Raw genomic sequence first — 18,903 nt, 5'->3', positions numbered from 1 at the left:
GATAGACGGCGCAAACGCCCGAGAGGAATCATGGTGTCCTTGCAATTGCACGAGAGAGTGGGCGCCTGGAGCGCGGAACAATGGGCGGGCCTGGGGGAAGGCGGCAATCTGTTTGTGGGCCGGCCGTGGCTGGAGGCGCTGGAGCGGGCGGCTTGCGTGGGCGAGGCCAGCGGCTGGCTGCCCTTGCCGCTGGGTCTGGAGCGGGACGGCCGCTTGCAGGCGCTGGCGCCGGCCTATTTGAAGCGGCATCCGCGCGGCGAATACGTGTTCGACTGGGCCTGGGCGGAAGCCTATGCCCGCGCCGGTCTGGACTATTATCCCAAGCTGGTGGTGGCCTCGCCGTTCAGCCCGGTGGGCGGCCGGCGGCTGCTGGGCGACGCGGCGGCCTGGCCGCAATTGATCGCCGGCCTGGAGCAAGTGGTGGACGAGCACGGCCTGTCGTCGGCCCACGTGCTGTTTCCCGCGCGGGAGGAGGCGCAGGCCCTGGACGAGGCCGGCTGGCTGCTGCGCGAAGGCGTGCAGTTCCACTGGCGCAATCGCGGCTATGCCGACTTCGACGCCTTCCTGGCCACGCTGAGCCGCGACAAGCGCAAGAAGATCCGTCAGGAGCGGCGCAAGGTGGCCGAGGCCGGCGTCAGCGTGCGGACATTGCGCGGGGAGGCCATCGCCGCCGAGGACTGGGCGTTTTTCTACCGTTGCTACCGGCAGACCTATCTGGAACGCCGTTCCGCGCCCTATCTGAATCCGGCCTTCTTCGCGCTGCTGGCGGAGCGGCTGGGTTTGCATTGCCTGATGTTCGTCGCCGAGCGGGACGGCGCGCCGCTGGCGGCCAGCCTGTGCCTGGTGCAGGACGGCGTGCTGTACGGGCGATACTGGGGCGCGGTGGCCGATATTCCCTGCCTGCATTTCGAACTGTGTTACTACCAGGGCCTGGAGTACGCGATCCGCGCCGGCCTGCAATGCTTCGAGGGCGGCGCCCAGGGCGAGCACAAGCTGGCGCGGGGCTTTGAGCCGGAGCGCACCTGGTCTGCCCATTACATCGCCGATCCGCGTTTCCGCGCGGCGATTGCCGGCTGGTTGCGGCGCGAGCGGGAAGGGGTGGGCGAGTATGTCGACGCCCTTTTTTCTCATTCCGCTTACAAAACACTTGCGCCGGATGAATAGGGCTTATATACTGCGCAGCCTCTGTGAACGAAACGCCAAGCGCCTTGTTTCACGGGGATTCTGGAGAGGTGGATGAGTGGTTTAAGTCGCACGCCTGGAAAGCGTGTTTAGGGTAATACCCTAACGGGGGTTCGAATCCCCCCCTCTCCGCCAGAATCAACAAAAACTGCCCTGGCGGTTTTTTTATTGCTCCGGCCCGACCGGCGCAAACAAGCAAGACACCTCCGGAGAGGTGGATGAGTGGTTTAAGTCGCACGCCTGGAAAGCGTGTTTAGGGTAATACCCTAACGGGGGTTCGAATCCCCCCCTCTCCGCCAAAGCAAGCAAAAAAGCCCTGACTGCATAGTCAGGGCTTTTTCGCGTCCGGCATGCCTCAATCCAGCGCCTGGAAATCCTCGGTTCGCTCCGCCCAGGCGAAAATGGCGCTCAATTCCGGCGGCGGCGCGGTCAGCTTGCGCAGCGTCAGGTCTATCCAGGAGCCGCTGACTTCGTGACGCGCGGCCAGGCGGTCGTCCTCCTTGTAAATCTCGTGGCGGATGCAAAAGCGCTTGCCGTCCTGGCTCAGGCCGGCGATGGCCAGGCGCACGTGAATGCGCTCGCTCAGCCGCAGTTCCTTGAAATACTCGGTCCACTCCTTGAAAATGACCGGGCCGAACCCCAGCGCCTGAAATTGTTCAAAGCCAAAGCCTTGGCCGCGCAGCCATTCTATGCGGGCATGGGTACAGAAATCGGCGTAGGCGGTATGGCGGACGTGCTGGTTAGCGTCGCAGTCGGACCAGCGCACTTCCAGCGGATGGCAAAACGGTTCCAAACCAATCTCCTCGGGCGGCAGCGGTTAGCGTGAAGGCGGGGCGGTTCATGATCTTGGCATTGCCCGCGCGCGGGGGTCAAGCGCTTTGCCGCAAGCCCGCTTGGGCTCAAGCGGCGACGCGGAAAGCCGGCCGCTTGTTCTATGCGGCCCCGCGCATCGAAAAACCGCGCGATCCGCTTGGATGGCGCACCCACGCCGCGTCGCCGTCCAGCGGCGTGACACGATTCCCGTCGCAGGCGAGGCGCCTTCATGCGCGGTTTGTAGTGTAAAGTTGTCGATATTAAGCATTGGCGCGCGCGGCGTTTGTCCATCTCCGGCTCGCGGCTTCTCGGCGGGAGGGTTCAGATGCAAGCGTGGTTTCGACGAGCCCTGTGCGCGGGCCTGCTGGCCGTTGCGGCGCAGGCGGCCGATGCGGCTCCGGCCCTGCTCATCGCCGTGGAGGACGATTGGCCGCCGTATTCGGCGCGCGGCGCCGACGGCGCCGCGCAGGGGCTGGCGCCGCAACTGGCGCGCGAGGCGTTCCGCCGCCGGGGCGTCGAGGTCCGCTTTGTGCTGGTGCCGTTTGCGCGCTGCCTGATGCTGGCGCGCGTCGGCCGCGCCGACGGCTGCCTCAGCGCCACCATTACCGATGATAATCGCGAGCAATTCTGGTGGCATCAAACGCCGATGTTCACCGAAGAACTGGCCATCTTCGCGCTCGCCGCCGGCGGAGCCGGGCTGGGCCTGCGCGATTTGGCCGGCCGCAGGGTGGGCATCACCCAGGATTACACCTATCCCAGCGTTTTCATGCGCGATCCCAAGATCGTCAAATCGGTGGCTCATTCCGATGAGGACCTGATTCGCATGCTGTTGGCCCGGCGCGTGGACTATGTGTTGATGAACGCGCGCCCCGGACAATTGCGCATCCGCGGCAACCCGTTCGCGGCCGGGCGGGTCCGGCAGGCGGGGCGGATCAGCCAGGATGGTTTCTGGCTGGCCTTCTCCAAGGCGCGGCCCAAGGGCAGGGCGTACGCGGACCAGTTCGAGGCCGGCCTGCGCGCCATGCGCGGCGACGGCAGTTACGAGCGCATGCTTCGCCGCTTTCAGCCTGCGCCGCCGGCGAAATGAGGGCGGCGCGGCGGGCAAGCCGGAGGCCGGCCGCGGCGGCGTCCACGCCGCGCATTTGATTCGCATTCACAACTCTTCACATCGTTTTCCCGCGAATTTACCCGCAATTTACAAAAACGCCGATTTTTAAAAAACACCCTTCACAAGCGGCTGTTTTAATAAGGCACTGCTAAGCCATCCCTAAATAAGGCACGGCCCGCGCCTCGCGGGACCGTCCGCGTCTTTGTCGACAAGGCTGCTTGCTTGCGCCCTGGGTTTGCCCGCCATTCCCGAATACCCGCTCATATGGAGAAATAATAATGCGCTATCCGTCGCGGCAGCTATTGTCGCTTGCCCTGCTATTGTCTGCGCCGGTCTGGCTGACCGCTTGCGGCTCGCCGCAGCAAAAGGCCGCCGCCGTCCCGCAAGTCACTGTGGAAACCGCCGCGCCCGGCGATGTGCCGATGACCATGGAACTGGTGGGCGAAACCGCCGGTTATCGCGATATCGAGGTGCGCGCCCGCGTGGGGGGCATTCTGCTCAAGCGCACTTATGTGGAAGGCCAGCCGGTGAAGCAGGGACAGACGCTGTTCCAGATCGACCCCGCGCCGTATCAGGCGCAGCTGGAACAGGCCAAGGGCGCGCAGGCGGTGCAGTTGGCCGCGCTGCAAAAAGCCGACGCCGATCTGACGCGCATCCGCCCGCTGTACCAGGAGCAGGCGGTGTCCAAAATGGATTACGACAACGCGGTGGCGGCGCTGAACTCCGTCAAGGCGGCTAAGCAGTCCGCCGACGCCAAGGTCAAGGAAGCCCAGCTCAATCTGGACTACACCCGCGTCACCGCGCCGATTCCGGGCCTGACCAGCAAGCAGGTGCAATCCGAAGGCAGCCTGATCCGCGTGGACGCCGCCGAGCCGCTGACCACCATTTCCCAGCTCAATCCCATCTACGTCAATTTCTCCATTTCCGAGCAGGACAGCCTCAATTACGAACACAGCCTGTCCACCGGCAAAGTGAGCGCGGAAGACGGCAGCCGCCATCCGGTGCGGATCCGTCTGGCGGACGGCCGCGTCTTTCCGCAAAGCGGCAAGCTGGATTTCCGCGACAACCGCGTGGATCCCAAGACCGGCACCATCAGCGCGCGCGCGCAATTTCCCAATGAAGACGAGCGTCTGCTGCCCGGGCAATTCGTGCGCGTGATGCTGGATCTGGGCGTGCGCAAGAACGTGCTGACCGTGCCGGAACAGGCCGTTGTCCAGGCCCAGGCGGACAATCAGCTGATGGTGGTGGGCGCGGACAACAAGGTGCAGGCCAGAATGGTCAAGCTGGGCGCTCAGGTGGGCGGCCGGGTGGTGATCGAATCCGGCCTCAAGGCTGGAGAGAAGGTGATTGTGGACGGCCTGATGCAGGCCCGCCCCGGCGCCGTGGTCAAGCCGGTGGCCGCCGCGCCGGCCAAGGCGTGAGGAGCTAGCCATGTTTTCGCGTTTCTTCATCAACCGCCCCATTTTCGCCAGCGTGCTGTCCATCGTCATTGTGCTGGCCGGCCTGGCGGCGATGCGCGCGCTGCCGGTGGAGCAGTACCCGCAGATCGTTCCGGCCGTGGTGTCGGTGTCGGCCAACTATCCGGGCGCCACGCCGGAAACCATCGCCCAGACCGTGGCCGCGCCCTTGGAGCAGCAGCTCAACGGCGTGGAAAACATGCTTTACATGCAATCCAGCGCTGCCTCCAACGGCCAGCTCAGCCTCAATGTCTATTTCGCCGTGGGCACGGATCCGGACCAGGCCACCATCGACGTCAACAACCGGGTGCAGGCGGCGATGAAACAGCTGCCGGACGAAGTGCAGCGCCAGGGCGTCACCGTGCGCAAGAAATCCACCTCGGTGCTCAGCGTGATCTCCATCGGCTCGCCCACCGGCCAGTACGACCGCAACTATCTGTCCAATTTCGCCCTGCTCAACGTGATGGACGAGCTCAAGCGCATTCCCGGCGTGGGCGACGTGGCGATGATGGGCGGCACCGACTACGCGATGCGGCTGTGGCTGCGGCCGGACCGCATGGCCCAGCTGGGCCTGACCCCGTCCGACGTGGCCAAGGCGGTGCGCGAGCAGAACGCTCAGTTCGCCGCCGGCAAGATCGGCGCCCAGCCCACCAGCGCGCCCATCAGCTTCACCTACACCGTCAACGCCAAGGGCCGGCTCAGCGAACCCAAGGAGTTTGAGAACATCATCGTGCGCTCGATGCCGGACGGCTCCAAGATCCGCGTCAAGGATGTGGCGCGAGTGGAGATGGGCGGCAACGACTACGATGTGATCGGCACCCGCAACGGCAAGCCCAGCGTGGGCATCACCACCTATCTGCAACCCAGCGCCAACGCGCTCAAGGTGTCCGCCGCCATCGCCGCCAAGATGGAGGAGCTCAAGGTCCGCTTCCCGGCCGGCGTGGACTACACCATTCCCTTCGACACCACCAAATTCGTCAAAGTCTCCATCGACGGCGTGGTGGAAACCCTGCTGGAAGCCACCGTGCTGGTGTTTCTGGTGGTGTATTTGTTCCTGCAGAATTTCCGCGCCACGCTGATTCCCTGCATCGCGGTGCCGGTGTCGCTGGTCGGCACCTTCGCCGGCATGCTGCTCTTGGGCTTCTCCATCAATCTGCTGACCCTGTTCGGCATGGTGCTGGCCATCGGCATCGTGGTGGACGACGCCATCGTGGTGCTGGAAAACGTCGAACGCATCATGAGCGAACGCCGCTGCGGCGCCAAGGAAGCCGCGGTGCTGGCGATGGGCGAGGTGTCCGGCGCGCTGGTGGCCATCGTGCTGGTCTTGTGCGCGGTCTTCCTGCCGGTGGCCTTCATGGGCGGCATGACCGGGGTGATGTACAAGCAGTTCGCCGTCACCATCGCCATGTCGGTGATCATTTCCGGCATTGTCGCGCTGACGCTGACCCCGGCCTTGTGCGCCTTGCTGCTCAAGCCCGGCCATCACCAGCCGCCGCGCTTTTTCCAGTGGTTCAACCGCGCTTTCGAACGCCTGACCGGCCGCTACGTGCTGGGCGTGTTGTTTCTCAACCGCCGTGTCGGCGTCGCCTTCGGCCTGATCGCCGTCGTTCTGGCCGCCACCGTCGGCCTGTATCAGAAAGTGCCGGGCTCGCTGGTGCCCAATGAGGACATGGGCACGCTGTTCGCCAACACCGCCTTGCCGGACGCGGCCGCGCTGACCCGCACCGCCAAGGCCACGGCGGAATTCGACCGGCTGATGATGGCCAATCCCAATGTGGAAAGCGTCACCACCTTCACCGGTTTCGACATCTTGTCCGGCTCCAAGCAGACCAACCGCGGCACCAGCTTCGTCACCCTCAAGGACTGGGACCAGCGCAAGGCCAAGGGCGAGGATTCCTTCTCCGTGGCCGCCGAGTTCAATCGCCTGGGCCGCAGCGTGCAGGCCGGCGTGATGAGCGCCTTCAATCCAGCGCCCATCATCGGCATGTCCACCACCGGCGGCCTGGAAGCCTATTTGCAGGACCGCGGCGACCAGGGCGCGCAAAAGCTCAGCCAGGCGGCGGAAAAACTGCTGGCCGCGGCGCGGCAGCGGCCGGAGTTCGCCAGCGTGGCCACCACCTTCCGCGCCAATGTGCCGCAGAAGTATCTGGACCTGGACCGCGAAAAGACCAAGGCGCTGGGCGTGGACATCAACCAAGTGTTCGACACCCTGCAAGCCACTTTCGGCCAGCTCTACGTCAACGACTTCAACAAGTTCGGCCGCACTTACAAGGTGCAGCTGCAGTCCGAGGCGGACTTCCGCGCGCGGCCGGAAGACATCGCCAATATCTATGTGCGCTCCGCCGAGGGCGTGATGGTGCCGCTGTCCAGCCTGGTGGAGGTCAAATCCAGCTACGGGCCGGAGCTGGTGGACCGCTTCAACATCTTCAACGCCGCCAAAATCCTGGCCCAGCCCGCGCCCGGCGTCAGTTCCGGCCAGGCGATCCAGGCGCTGGAAGAGGTGACCCGGCAAGTGTTGGGCAACGACTATGCGCTGGCCTGGAGCGGCAGCGCCTATCAGGAAAAACTGGCCGGCGGCACCGCCGCCACCGCCTTCCTGTTCGGCATCCTGATGGTCTTCCTGATCCTGGCGGCGCAGTACGAACGCTGGAGCCTGCCGCTGGCGGTGGTGACCTCGGTGCCCTTCGCGCTGTTCGGCGCCTTGCTCGCCGCCGTCATCGGCCATCAGGACAACAACGTCTATTTCCAGATCGGCGTCGTCACCCTGGTGGGCCTGGCCGCCAAGAACGCCATCCTGATCGTGGAGTTCGCGGTGCAGCAGCGCCAACAGGGCTTGCCGCTTATGGACGCCGCGCTGGAAGCGGCGCGGTTGCGCTTCCGTCCCATCGTGATGACTTCGCTGGCCTTCATCCTGGGCTGCGTGCCCTTGGTGATATCCAGCGGCGCGGGCTCCGCCAGCCGCCGCGCGCTGGGCACGCCGGTGGTGGGCGGCATGCTGGCCGCCACCTTTATCGCCACTTTCTTCGTGCCGCTGTTTTTCCGCTTGATCATGCAGGCGTCGGAGCGGCGCAAAGCGCCGGCTGCGGCGGAGGAGGCCGACAATGCTTAAACGCGTGCTGATGCCCTCATTGGCGGCGCTGGCGCTGAGCGCTTGCGCGGTCGGCCCCGACTACAGCCGCCCCAAACTGGAGCTGCCGGACAGCGGACAGGTCCACATTGCGGTCCAGAACCCGGCCATCGCCCTGGACTGGTGGAAGCAGTTCAACGATCCGGTGCTGGATCAGTTGATCGCCCAAGCCCTGGAACACAACCAGGACCTGGCCGCCGCCTCCGCCCGCGTCGACGAAGTCGCCGCCCAGGCCGGCATCGCCCGCGCCCAGCTGCTGCCGGCGCTGAACGCCAACGCCGGTTATCAACGCGGCCGCGCTTCCAGCACGACAAGCACGCCGGGCGCGCCGCTGGTCAGCGACGTGCGCAACGCCAAGCTCACCGCGTCTTGGGAACTGGACCTGTGGGGCAAGCTGCGCCGCGGCAATGAAGCGGCACGCGCCGACTTCGCCGCCAGCCGTTTCGCCCGCGACAGCTCGAAGCTGGCGATCGCCGCGCAAACCGCGCAGACCTATTTCCAGCTGCGCGCCTACGACGCCCAGCTGGACATCGCCAAGCGCACGCTGCAAAGCCGCGAGGAATCGCTGAAGCTGCAGACCAAGCGCTTCAAGGGCGGCTTGATCTCGGAGCTGGACCAGCAGCAGGCCGAGGCCGAGGCGGCCTCGGCCCGCGCCAAGGTGCCGCAGATCGCCAGCGCGCTGGAGCAGACCGAAAGCGCGCTGGGCGTGCTGCTCGGCCACTCGCCCAAGCAGCTGGTGGCCGGCGGCATTCAGCGCGGCCAAAGCCTGGACGCGCTGTCCGCCCCGCCGGAAGTGCCGGCCGGCCTGTCCTCCAGCCTGCTGGAGCGTCGGCCGGACATCGCCGCCAGCGAGCAGCAGCTGGTCGCCGCCAACGCCCGCATCGGCGTGGCGCGCGCGGCCTACTTCCCCAGCATCAGCCTGAGCGGGGCGCTGGGTTCGCAAAGCCTGTCGCTGGACACCCTGTTCACCGGCCCGACGCGGACCTGGAGCTTTGTCGGCAATCTGGCGGCGCCGGTGTTCAACTTCGGCCAGACCGGCTACGCGGTGGACGCGGCCAGCGCGCGGCAGAAGCAGGCGCTGGCGCAGTATCAGAAGACGGTGCAAAGCGCGTTCAAGGACGCGCTGGACGCACTGTCCGGCTACGGCGCGGCGCGGGAGATCCAGGCGGCGCAGACCACGCAGTTCCAGGCCTTGAACAAATCGCTGCGCCTGGCCAATCTGCGCTACGACAACGGCTACGCCAGCTATCTGGACGTGCTGGACGCGCAACGCAACAGCTTCCAGGCGGAGCTGGGCCTGGTGAGCGCCAAGCTGGACCAACTGAATGCCGTGGTGAGCCTGTACAAGGCGCTGGGCGGCGGCTGGGAAGCCCCGGCCAAGTCCTGATCCGCAACGTGCAAAGACAAACCCCGCCTTGGCGGGGTTTTTTCATGCTTGACCTGGGCGCGGGCCTGCGGCCTTGAGTGAATTAAAAACAACATTGGCATATCTGTCAGTGGTGATGTCCGGACCCGCTGCTTACCATGCGCTGCGTTTCGACGTCCCACCCCGCGCGAGGAGCCATGGGCACCATCACTCACTCAGACACCCTATATCCGCACTTGTTGACCATGGCCGGGCGCGAGCGCCTGGTGGATGAAGCCTATCAAGTGCACGACGCCGTTTTCAGCGGCATGGACCGGGCGGCCTTCCGCAAGATGGTGTTGCCGGAGTCCGAGCACAGCAGCATCCTGCTGCATCGCGGCGAACACGGTCAGGCGGTGGGCTATTGCGCCGTCCACCTGTTCCAGCGCCGCGCGGCGGGGCGCGAAGTCAAGGTTTTGCGCGGGCAGGCCGGGCTGCTCAAAGACTACCGCGGCCGCAACAGCAATATGCCTTTCCTGGCCGGCTGCATGTTGCGCTACTGGCTGCGCAGCCCGTGGCGGCCCATGTATTTCCTGGGCGCGATGATCCATCCGTCCAGCTTCATCCAGATGCACAAGTACGCCGCCGGCATGTGGCCCAGCCCGGAGCGGGGCATGGAGCAGCCGCTGGCGCGGCTGGCGGCGGAGTTGTGCGGCAGTTTCGGCATGGCGGCGCCCGCGGCGGAGCGTCCCTTTGTGGTGAAGCTGGGCATTTTGACCCGGGACAGCCAGACCGACCGGCAATTCTGGCTGCAGCACCCGCGCCCGGCGGCGCGCTATTTTGTCGAGCACAACCCGGACTACCATGAGGGCCACGGCTTGCTGGCCATGGCCGAGCTGTCGCCGACGGCCATTCTGAACGGCGTGTGGCGTTATCTGCGAGACAGGCGGCGCGCGGCCGCGGAGCGGTCGAGGCTCTAGGCCGGCTTGCTTTTGCCGCCGCCGGCATTGAGCGCGACGGCGGCCAGAATCAGCGCCTTGAACGCCTCCGCGTCCACTTCCTCGCCCTCGCGGATATCGATCGCCCGCCTGGCCTTGCCGTCCAGGCTGGCGTTGAACAATTGGGCCGGGTCCGGCAGCGCCGCGCCTTTGATGAAGGTCAGTTTAACGACGGAAGTGTAAGACTCGCCGGTGCAGAGGATGCCCCGCAAGGACCAGACCGGGGTGCCCATCCATTTCCATTCTTCGATCACGTCCGGGGCGGCTTCCCGGATCAGCCGCCGCATCCGCGCCAAGGCCGCGCCGCGCCAGTCGCCGAGTTCGGCGATTCTGCGGTCTATCAGGGCGGAGGCCGGCGCGCGCTCGGCCGCGGAGGAGGGCTTCATGCCGGGCTCAGATCCGGACGCCGACAATCACGTGGGAGGCCTTGAAGAAGGCGACGATGGTTTTGCCGACGGCCAGGCCAAGGTCGTCCGCGCTCTCCTGGGTGACGATGGCCACCAGGGCGTCGCCGCCGTTGAGCTTGATTTCGACCTCGGCGTTGACCGCGCCCGGACGCAGCGCGGACACCCGGCCTTCCAGGCGGTTGCGGGTGGAGAGCTTGATGCCGGCTTCGGGATTGGCCAGGATCACCCAGGGGGCCTTGATGATGGCCAGCGCGTCGCAGCCCACGGTCAGGCCCAGGTTGGCGGTGCTGCGCTGGGTGATGACGGCGGTGATCACCTCGCCGCCCGGCAGGGTGAGGTCGATCTCGTCGTTGACCGCTCCGGGATGGATGGCGGTGACTTTGCCGGCGAACTGATTACGGGCGCTGGTGAGCATCGGAGGTCCTTGATGTCGGATGGGTGGTGGCGTCATTGGCGATGTGCGGACAGTATATGCGGAAGCGGGCGGCGCGTTGGCAGCTATTTCGGCCTATGGTTCGTCCAAGGTCTCGCCTGGGTCCGCGAGACCGAGAACAGCCGCGGCTCGGCGTCTATCGCCGGCCAGCGGCGTCCGCGAGCGCGAACTCAAGCGCGGCCTCGACATGAATCCGGGTGGTGTCGAACACCGGCACCGGCACGTCGGCCTGGCTCAACAGCAGCGGAAGCTCGGTGCAGCCGAAGACGATGCCCTCGGCGCCGCGCGCTATCAACTGTTGGATCGCCTCCAGATAAGCGGCCTTGGTGGCCGGCGACGCCACGCCGCGGCCCAGCTCGTCGCGCAGGGTGCGCTGAATGAAAGCGCGGGTGTGCTGAGCCTCCGGGATCAAGGTCTCAATGCCGTTTTGCCGCATCTTGTCCCGGAAAAACGGCAGCTCCATGGTGAATTGAGTGCCGAGCAGGCCGACGGTCCGCAGCCGCTGCTTGGCGACTTCCCGCGCCGTGGCGGCGGCGATATGGATGATGGGGAGGCCCGCGGCCGTTTCCAGGCGCTCGGCCACGACGTGCGCGGTATTGGCGCACAGCACGATGGCCTCGGCCCCGGCGGCTTTTAAATGCAGGCAGCCTTTGAGCAGCAGCGCATAGGTGTGCTCCCAGTCGTCCCAGCCGCGCTGCTGGATATCGTTGAAATTCAGCGAGTAGACGACGCACTCGGCAAAATTGAGGCCGCCCAGGGCGGTGTTGACGCCTTCGTTCAGATAGCGATAGTAATCCAGCGTCGATACCCAACTGATGCCGCCCAGCAGGCCGAGGGTTCTCATGGCGTTCCTTAAGCTGTTTATAAAAGATACGGAGCGAGGGAGGGGTCAAGTCGCTGCGGCGAGCGCGCGGGCCTCGGGTTTTTCCAGCCAGTCCAGCAGCAAGGGCCACACCTCTTTGCTGGCGGAGGAGGAGTGCATCACCCTGGCATGGTTGTAGCCCGCGCTGAACCCGGCCGCGACCGAACAGAATAGCGCCTGGTTCTCTTGCCCTTTAAAGGCCGCCAGAAACTGCCGGCAGGCGGAGGGCGGGGCAATGAGAGAGTCGTTTTCGGCAAAGACCGCGAGGATGGGCGCTGAGATTTGCGGTAAACGCCGCAGATAATCAAAGCCGTCTGCGCCATTGAAGCGTCTGTGGATGTTCCAGTCAAACCATTGACGCATCATGTGCCAGGACTCGTCCTGAACGCCGATTCCCAGCCTTTTCCCGGGCAGCCTGCCCGCCAGGCGACAGGCTTCCCTCATGCCGATAAGGCGCAGCCGTCGCCAGGGCGTCTGGGCGGCATAGCCTGCTTGGCAGGCGAAGAGCGCTATTTTCCCGATGGCTTGGTTGAAATGAGGATGGCGCAACAAGCACATCGCCAGCGCCAATCCCCCTCCGCTGTGGGTCACGCAGTGGAGGCGGGCGACGCCTTCCTCTTCCAGCAGATAGCGCAGCGCCGCAGCCACGTCAAACAGCGCGACGGTCTCAAAATTGAAAGGAGGCGGGTCCCGCTGGCTGTCTCCGTGGCCGCGCCATTCAAGAATCCAGCAAGTGAATCCCCGCTCCGCCAGATGTCTCGCCAGGCCCAGGCAGATGCGCCTATCCGAAAAAGTGCCGTGCGTCATGAACAGATGACGCGGCTGGGAGGCGGGGCTGGAGATCTTCCACAGCGCCAGGGAGACCTGATCTTGGCTGAGCAGCCGGATGAGCACCTCGTTTGTCATTGCTGGATGTCCCGGTTCCGACGAGCCGCCGCGGCAGGCGCTCGCGGCGTGATCTTTTCAAAGGAAATGGCGCTCGGCGCTTCCTCTCCTTGCCGCAAGCTCGTTCCGAGGGTGCGGCAAAAGGGCGGAAGCCGGCGCGCCCGGCCTTAATCGACGATGAACAGCTTGGCGCCGGTTTCGGTATGGGACAGATGCGGTTCCGCGTCGTCGGCCACCTGGTAGCTGAGGCCGGGCGTCAAGGTGAAGCTGCGGCCGTCCGCCAGCGTGGTGTGCAGCACCCCTTCCAGACACAGCAGAATGTGGCCTTTGACGCACCAGTGATCCGCGCGGTAGCCCGGCGTGTATTCCACCATGCGGACGCGGATGTCCCCAAAGCGCTGGGTGCGCCAATAGGCGCAGCCGGTTTCGCCGGCATGCTGGGTGGGTTCCAGCGCGGACCAATCGCTGATGCCGAATGGAAGATCGGATATTTTCATGGCGGCTCCTCTTGGGTAGGGGGTCTAAGCGCCTGGCCATTGTCGCCGATGTTCCCGGGCCGCGATAGCGGCCTTAGAGCCTGTTCAAAGTCTAGCGTGCGCCAGCGCCTCCAGCCGATCCAGCAGCGCGCCGGTTTCTTCGCGCAGGCCGGCCGCCACCGCTTGCTCGATTTCCGTACACAGCTCCGCCACCGGCGCCAAGCCGGCCATGGCGAAAGCCCCCTTGGTGGCGTGCAACTGCTGCGTCAGCGGGGCGGAGTCCATCTGCTCCAAAGCTTGCCTCATCAGCTGCAGGGAATGATCCAGCGCGTCCAGCAGTTCGGCGCGCCGGGCGGCGGACAAGGGCGCGGGCGGTCTGGCGGCCGGGCGGTCTTCGGCGGGGCGCAAGGCCAGGCGTTTGCGGATCACGCGGTCCAGCTCCTCCAGGGTAAAGGGCTTGAGCATGAGCTCGTCGATGCCGGCTTGCGCGCAGAGCGGCTGTTCCGCGCTGCCGGCCTGCGCGGTGATGGCGACGATGGGGGCGGCGAAGCCGCTGTCGCGTAGCGCCCGGGCCAGGCTGTAACCGCTGATGTCAGGCATGCTCAGATCGGTCAGCACCAGGGCGTAGGCCTGACGGGCGGCCAGCGCCAGCGCGGCGGCGCCGTTGGCGGCGGTGTCCGCCTGATGGCCCAGCTCGCGGAGCTGGTCCTGGATGAGCGCCCGGATCGCCGGGTGGTCGTCCACCACCAGGATGCGGGCCGCCGGCGCGGCCGGGCCGGCCGCGACGGCGGGCGGCTCGGCAGCCGGCGCGGCGGCGCAGGGCGGCAAGGGCAGGGTCACGACGAAGGTGCTGCCCACCCCGGGAGTGGAGGTGAATTCAATCGTGCCCGCCAGCAATTCCGCCAGTTTCTTGCAGAGCGACAGGCCCAGGCCGGTGCCGCCGAAGCGGCGGGTGATGGAGGCGTCCGCCTGGGAAAACTCGGTGAACACCTGGTCGTGGTACTCGGCGGGGATGCCCACGCCGCTGTCCGTCACGCCAATGCGCACCGGCGAATCCGCGCGGTCGTCATCCTGCGGATAGACCTCCAGCAACACCTCGCCGCTGAGCGTGAACTTGATCGCGTTGCCCAGCAGATTCAGCATGATCTGCCGGACGCGGCCGGGATCGCCCAGATAAGCCGGCGCCAATTGCGCGTCTATCATGCAGGAGAATTCCAGGCCCTTGGCGCGGGCCAACGGCTCCATGCTGGCCGCCGCTTCGCGGCCGAGCGCGGCCAGATCGAAGGGAATCCGCTCCACGCTCATCAGCCCGGACTCCACCTTGGACAAGTCCAGAATGTCGTTGATGATGGCCAGCAAGGCCTGGGACGAATGATTGGCTACCGCCAGGCGCTGTTGTTGCGGCGCGGCCAGTTGGGCGCGGCCGAGCAAATCCAGGCTGCTGACGATGGCGTGCAGCGGGGTGCGGATTTCATGGCTGACCATGGCCACAAAGGAAGATTTCGCCTGGCTGGCCGCCTCCGCCGTTTGGCGCGCGCTTTCCAGCTGGCGCTCCAGCGCCTTGCGCGGGGTAATGTCCACCACATTGCACAGCAGAACCCGGATGCCCTGGTAATGCGTGGCCATGGTGGTGCTGTGCAGCTCCATGGCGCTGCCGTCCGCCAGCTCAAACTGGATGTCCCGGTGGCAAGGCGTGGTGCCGAGCGGGGACGCGGTCTGGTGGGTGTCCAGCAACTGCAGGTGCAGGGACGAGCGGGCAATTGAACCCATCCGCGTCCATTGCCGCATCACCTCGTTTTCCAGCAGCACCGTGCCGTCCGCGATGGACAGCAGCGTCAGGCCCGAGGGCGCGGTGTCCACCATGATGCGGTTCAGGTTCTCGCTTTCAAAAATGCGCTGGGCGTTGGAAAAAGCCGGTTTGAAGATCTTGCGATCCAGCAACAGAATGAAGGTCCATAAGCAAGTCAAGGCAACCAGCAGCGTGCTGAGATCAATGATCAGCGGCAGCCTCAAATCATTCAGCAGGCTATACCATGGGAAGACTTGAATATGAACCCAGCCCGGGGTGGGCAGACGGGCGCGGAGGATGAACAGGCCGTCGCGATACTGGATATCGGATACCGCGTCGTTGATTACGGGCAGGTCCATGGCGCGGAGCCTTGCGATCAGCTTCACGCCTTGCTGCGCTTGCCAGCCAAAGCTGATGTGAAGCGGCCCCATAGGACTGGCGAGCAAGGTGGTTTCATCGCTGATGTCCGGCCGCCAGGTATTCAGCAAGTTATCGATGCGGATATCCCTGACGAACACGGCGACAGGCGCGCCGTCCACCACGGCGGCCTGCGCCAGACGGATGGCGGGCCGGCGGGTCAGCGGCGCGGCGACGGCGGCCAGCCAAGCCGGCTGACGGCCGGCTTGGCCGTTGGCGGCCGTTGGATTGGGCATATTGGTGAAAGTCCTTTGCCAGAGCGTTTCTTTGCTGCCTAGCTGGGCGGGCGCCGCAGAGGAGAAGCTGGGGGAGATAATCGCCAGAAACCGCTGGTCCGGACTATACAAAGAAACGGTTACCGATTTTCTCAACTCGCAATCGCCGCCGCACATCGCGCTGGCGGCATGTTCCGCCAGCGCCAGATAAGGCTCGAAACGGGGGGCCGGGTAGGGGGCGGAGAGCTTGCCCAAGGCCAGCATCGGAGGGTGAGCCTGGGAGGCTTGCAGCCAGGCTTCCCCATTCTGCGCGGTGAATTGGCGCTGCAGCGCCGGGCTGGCTTTGGGCAGCGCCTTCCATGCCGTCTCGGCCTGGCTAACCTGGTGGTGGAGATCGATCGCATGCCCTCTGAGCAGTACCTTCAGCGTCGTATTTTCCGCATCGAACATCCGGTGCCGGTCCGCCAGCATTTCCTTGCCGGCCAGCCAGAGCGTCAGCAAAGTCAAAGCCAGCAGCGCCAGAGAAATGGCGACGCCCCCGCCAAACAAAGTAATGCGCTGGATGCGCCGCAGGCGGCTGAGCGGCTGGCTTTGAGGGGAGGGCTGGCTTGAGTTGCGCATACGGTTTTCGGCGTGGGGCTTGGCTGGGCGGTTGACCATTTTCAGGATATTTGCTTAGCTATAAAAATAGAATGTCTTGAAAACAATTGTTTAAATTTCATGTGAACGACATGGCGACAGCGGAAATAAAAGTCTTCTTAGTGGATGATCATCCCTCGGTGCTCAGCGGCTTGGAGCACGCCTTGCAAGGGCAGCGCTCCATCCGCGTGGCGGGCAAGGCCAATAGCGCCACCGCTCTGTGGGACATGCTGGCCAGCCAGCCTTGCGACGTGCTGGTGTCCGATTACTCCATGCCCGGCTGTGAATCCGGCGACGGCGCGGCCATGTTCGAGCGCTTGCGCCGGCTGTACCCGGAACTGGGCATCGTGGTGCTCACCATGATGGACAACGCCCTGGTGGTGCGCTCGCTGCGCGGCCTGGGCATTCACTGCATCCTGAGCAAATCCGACGCCATCGAGCACCTATTGCCGGCGGTGTACGGCGCCATGGCCAAAACGGCCTACTTCTCCCCGGCGGTGGAGCGTTTGCTGGAGGCCGACCACCTGGCCCAGCCCGCCGACAAGCGCGCCTTGACCGCGCGCGAAGCCGAAGTGGTGCGGCTCTTCGTCGCCGGCCTGACGGTGAACGACATCGCGGCCAAACTCAAGCGCAGCAAGCAAACCATCAGCACCCAGAAGGCCAGCGCCATGCGTAAACTGGGCGCGGAGCGCGACGCGGACCTGCTGCTGCTGTTCAAGCCCTGATACCTTTCTTTTCTCCCGGCGGCCCTTTCTTGGTGCCGCTTCCCCGCCGCGGGTTCCCGCGCATCCTGCGTGTCTGCTCACGCATAGGTCGGCCAGTATAGTCGTTTTAAGGTGAGATCCCCGCCGCGCGGCGCGCATTTCGTACTGGTCAAATATCCCCCCGCACCGAGCATGGCTAAGCTGCCGGATTGGATTTCGCCTGGCCTGAAAGACGGCAAGCAGGCGAGCATGGCGTTTATATTGAACTGGGTGCTCTGTTGATGGCGGGTGGCGTTTCAAAGTCTGGTGTGCGCATGGGCGCGTTTAAAAGAATCCTGGCCTTGTTGGCCGCCGTTTTGCTGGCGCTGAGCTTATGGGAGCTGGCGCAGCGATACTTCATCCTCAGCCCCTCGTATCAAACCGGCAAAACCCCGCAAGATTACGGGGTGACTTACCAGGAAACCTGGCTGCCGGTCGCCAAGACGGAAGGCGGCGGCCTGGTGCATGCATGGTGGTTGCCGGCCGAATCGTCCGCCGCGCCGGCGGTGCTGTTCTTGCACGGCAACGACAGCACGCTGCACACCGATGTCGATTTAATCCTCAGCCTGCGTCGGCTGGGCCTGGCGGTGATGGCGATCGACTACCGCGGCTACGGCGACGGCGCCTGGTATCTGCCCTCGCAGCGTTCGGTCTACACCGATGCCAGGGTGGCCTGGCAGGCCTTCAAGAAGCTGGTGCCGGAGGCGTCCAAGCACCTGGTGTACGGCCACTCGCTGGGCGGGGCCATCGCCATGGATATGGCGGCGGTGTCGCTGGGCGTGGACGGAGTGATTATCGACGGCGGCTTCTTGTCCGTCGCGGACATCGCCAAATCCTATACCGCCTCATGGCTGCCGTTTGACGCGCTGATCCGCCATAACTTCTCCTCCTATTCCAAACTGCCGGCCATTGCCGCGCCGAAACTATTCATCCATTGCTCTGGAGATGAAGTGGTGCCGATGGAGTTGGGTGAACGTCTATATCAACTCAGTCCTCAGCCTAAAGCCAAGTTGTTTATGCAAGGGGGTGATCATGATGCTTGTTATCGGAGTGATAGTGCTGCGTGGGGTGGTGTAATTAAGGGTTTTTTAAAAAATGCTGAATCTTATGGGCCTTGAATAGGGCGCTTCAGTGGTGTTTTGCGTGAAGTTGGATGGTTTTTGTTGGTTTAGTACTGGTCAGATATTTTGTGTTGAACTAGAAGGGTATAGTATTTTTTCCTATTAGTTTTTATATTGAGATTGTTATGTTGAATTCAAAAGGTGTGGTTTGTGTGGCAGCTACATTCACTATTTTTTGTGCGGGTCTGGCTAAGTCGGAAGGCCCGTTGGCGCATGGGCAGTTTATTTTAAAAGGCACTATTGAGCCGGCGGCTTGTGTGGTGGATTTTTACGGCAAAGAGGTTCAGGATTTTGGAGTGTTTGATTCGAAGAGTTTGCAAGGAGGAGATGGTTTTCTGGAAAAAAAGGGTGATGTTATGCCTTTTAAAGTAAGATGTGATGCTGTGCAACAGATGTCAGTCAGGTTTGTCGATAATAATCCGGGTTCTGTTCATGGTGATGGGCATAAAGACAGATTTGGTTTGGGTTTTATTGGGGATGCTAAGGTAGGGTATTTTCGTTTTACTGTTTCGAATGATCATAATAAGGTGATAGTAGGTGAAGGGGAAGATTCGGTTAAGGCTGATTATGCTAGGTCTGAGACCAATCTGGACGGTTCTTGGGTGAAGGAACCTAATGCAGATAAGGTTTTCTCCGGGTATTATTATACCCCTATGAAGAAGGATGGTGACACAGCGACCCCTCTTGGTTTTAAAGAATGGCATTCTGCTGTGAAGCCTACTATTTTTATTGATAGAAAGTTGGCGGTGAAAGATAAGGCTGAGTTCGAGGGGGTGGCGACATTGGAACTGAATTACCTTTAATGCTTGTTGATTAATTTTATTGGTTGGTGCATAAGTATCTAACTTTGGGTAAATAGATGCTTTTGCATTGGCTGATTTGACAC

16 protein-coding genes and 2 tRNA genes are annotated in these 18,903 nt (G+C 63.8%); 11 read left to right on the top strand and 7 right to left on the bottom strand.

The window, feature by feature from the left end; genetic code table 11:
• Positions 1-30 precede the first annotated feature (30 nt).
• The 3 genes from JC616_RS14875 (at position 31) to JC616_RS14865 (ending at position 1,481) form a co-directional block, all read left to right on the top strand.
• Positions 31-1,164, top strand: a complete 1,134-nt coding sequence (locus tag JC616_RS14875) for a GNAT family N-acetyltransferase (RefSeq protein WP_227103951.1) — start codon at positions 31-33, stop codon at positions 1,162-1,164.
• Positions 1,165-1,226: 62 nt separating this feature from the next.
• Positions 1,227-1,317 (top strand) — tRNA-Ser (locus JC616_RS14870).
• A gap of 73 nt (positions 1,318-1,390) precedes the next feature.
• Positions 1,391-1,481: transfer RNA gene (locus JC616_RS14865), tRNA-Ser, on the top strand.
• A 56-nt stretch (positions 1,482-1,537) separates the two neighbouring features.
• On the opposite strand, the gene JC616_RS14860 is transcribed toward JC616_RS14865, so the two are convergent.
• Positions 1,538-1,975 (bottom strand): acyl-CoA thioesterase, encoded by a 438-nt coding sequence (locus JC616_RS14860; RefSeq protein WP_227103949.1) that lies wholly within the window; start codon positions 1,973-1,975, stop codon positions 1,538-1,540.
• A gap of 345 nt (positions 1,976-2,320) precedes the next feature.
• On the opposite strand from JC616_RS14860, the gene JC616_RS14855 reads away from it, so the two are divergent.
• The 5 genes from JC616_RS14855 to JC616_RS14835 all read left to right on the top strand — a co-directional run bounded on the left by JC616_RS14855 (position 2,321) and on the right by JC616_RS14835 (position 10,012).
• On the top strand, positions 2,321-3,082 hold the full coding sequence (locus JC616_RS14855; RefSeq protein WP_227103947.1) for a substrate-binding periplasmic protein: 762 nt from the start codon (positions 2,321-2,323) through the stop codon (positions 3,080-3,082).
• A 299-nt stretch (positions 3,083-3,381) separates the two neighbouring features.
• Positions 3,382-4,524, top strand: coding sequence for an efflux RND transporter periplasmic adaptor subunit (locus JC616_RS14850; protein WP_227103945.1), 1,143 nt, complete (start codon positions 3,382-3,384; stop codon positions 4,522-4,524).
• 10 nt (positions 4,525-4,534) lie between these two features.
• Complete coding sequence (locus JC616_RS14845) at positions 4,535-7,669, top strand: efflux RND transporter permease subunit (protein WP_227103943.1); 3,135 nt, start codon at positions 4,535-4,537, stop codon at positions 7,667-7,669.
• Positions 7,662-9,074, top strand: coding sequence for an efflux transporter outer membrane subunit (locus JC616_RS14840; protein WP_227103941.1), 1,413 nt, complete (start codon positions 7,662-7,664; stop codon positions 9,072-9,074). The genes JC616_RS14845 and JC616_RS14840 overlap by 8 nt, the downstream gene beginning before the upstream one ends.
• 176 nt (positions 9,075-9,250) lie before the next feature.
• Positions 9,251-10,012: a hypothetical protein gene (locus JC616_RS14835; RefSeq protein ID WP_227103939.1), complete on the top strand. Its 762-nt coding sequence runs from the start codon at positions 9,251-9,253 to the stop codon at positions 10,010-10,012.
• Here JC616_RS14835 and JC616_RS14830 read toward each other — a convergent pair.
• From JC616_RS14830 to JC616_RS14805, 6 genes are all read right to left on the bottom strand, one after another.
• Positions 10,009-10,416: a DUF1801 domain-containing protein gene (locus JC616_RS14830; RefSeq protein WP_227103937.1), complete on the bottom strand. Its 408-nt coding sequence runs from the start codon at positions 10,414-10,416 to the stop codon at positions 10,009-10,011. The two genes, JC616_RS14835 and JC616_RS14830, sit on opposite strands and share 4 nt — an antisense overlap.
• Before the next feature lie 7 nt (positions 10,417-10,423).
• Positions 10,424-10,852: a TOBE domain-containing protein gene (locus JC616_RS14825; RefSeq protein ID WP_227103935.1), complete on the bottom strand. Its 429-nt coding sequence runs from the start codon at positions 10,850-10,852 to the stop codon at positions 10,424-10,426.
• A gap of 154 nt (positions 10,853-11,006) precedes the next feature.
• A complete protein-coding gene (locus JC616_RS14820; RefSeq protein WP_227103933.1) occupies positions 11,007-11,714 on the bottom strand; it encodes an aspartate/glutamate racemase family protein in 708 nt (235 codons plus the stop codon).
• Positions 11,715-11,759: 45 nt separating this feature from the next.
• Positions 11,760-12,638 carry an alpha/beta fold hydrolase gene (locus tag JC616_RS14815; RefSeq protein ID WP_227103932.1) on the bottom strand — a complete coding sequence of 293 codons (879 nt, stop codon included), beginning with the start codon at positions 12,636-12,638 and terminating at the stop codon, positions 11,760-11,762.
• Positions 12,639-12,784: 146 nt separating this feature from the next.
• Entirely contained in the window at positions 12,785-13,114 is a 330-nt protein-coding gene (locus tag JC616_RS14810) for a DHCW motif cupin fold protein (protein ID WP_048411883.1), read from the bottom strand.
• Between the two features lie 84 nt (positions 13,115-13,198).
• A complete protein-coding gene (locus tag JC616_RS14805; protein WP_227103930.1) occupies positions 13,199-16,135 on the bottom strand; it encodes a hybrid sensor histidine kinase/response regulator in 2,937 nt (978 codons plus the stop codon).
• Between the two features lie 140 nt (positions 16,136-16,275).
• On the opposite strand from JC616_RS14805, the gene JC616_RS14800 reads away from it, so the two are divergent.
• The 3 genes from JC616_RS14800 to JC616_RS14790 all read left to right on the top strand — a co-directional run bounded on the left by JC616_RS14800 (position 16,276) and on the right by JC616_RS14790 (position 18,820).
• Complete coding sequence (locus tag JC616_RS14800; protein ID WP_199225856.1) at positions 16,276-16,878, top strand: response regulator; 603 nt, start codon at positions 16,276-16,278, stop codon at positions 16,876-16,878.
• 188 nt (positions 16,879-17,066) lie between these two features.
• Positions 17,067-18,014, top strand: coding sequence for an alpha/beta hydrolase (locus tag JC616_RS14795; RefSeq protein ID WP_227103928.1), 948 nt, complete (start codon positions 17,067-17,069; stop codon positions 18,012-18,014).
• A 128-nt stretch (positions 18,015-18,142) separates the two neighbouring features.
• Positions 18,143-18,820, top strand: a complete 678-nt coding sequence (locus JC616_RS14790; RefSeq protein ID WP_227103926.1) for a hypothetical protein — start codon at positions 18,143-18,145, stop codon at positions 18,818-18,820.
• Positions 18,821-18,903: the final 83 nt, after the last annotated feature.

This window comes from Chromobacterium rhizoryzae, from assembly GCF_020544465.1.
GTDB lineage: Bacteria > Pseudomonadota > Gammaproteobacteria > Burkholderiales > Chromobacteriaceae > Chromobacterium.
Note: the sequence above shows the minus strand (reverse complement) of the source record. Positions and strands in the feature narration are given on the sequence as shown.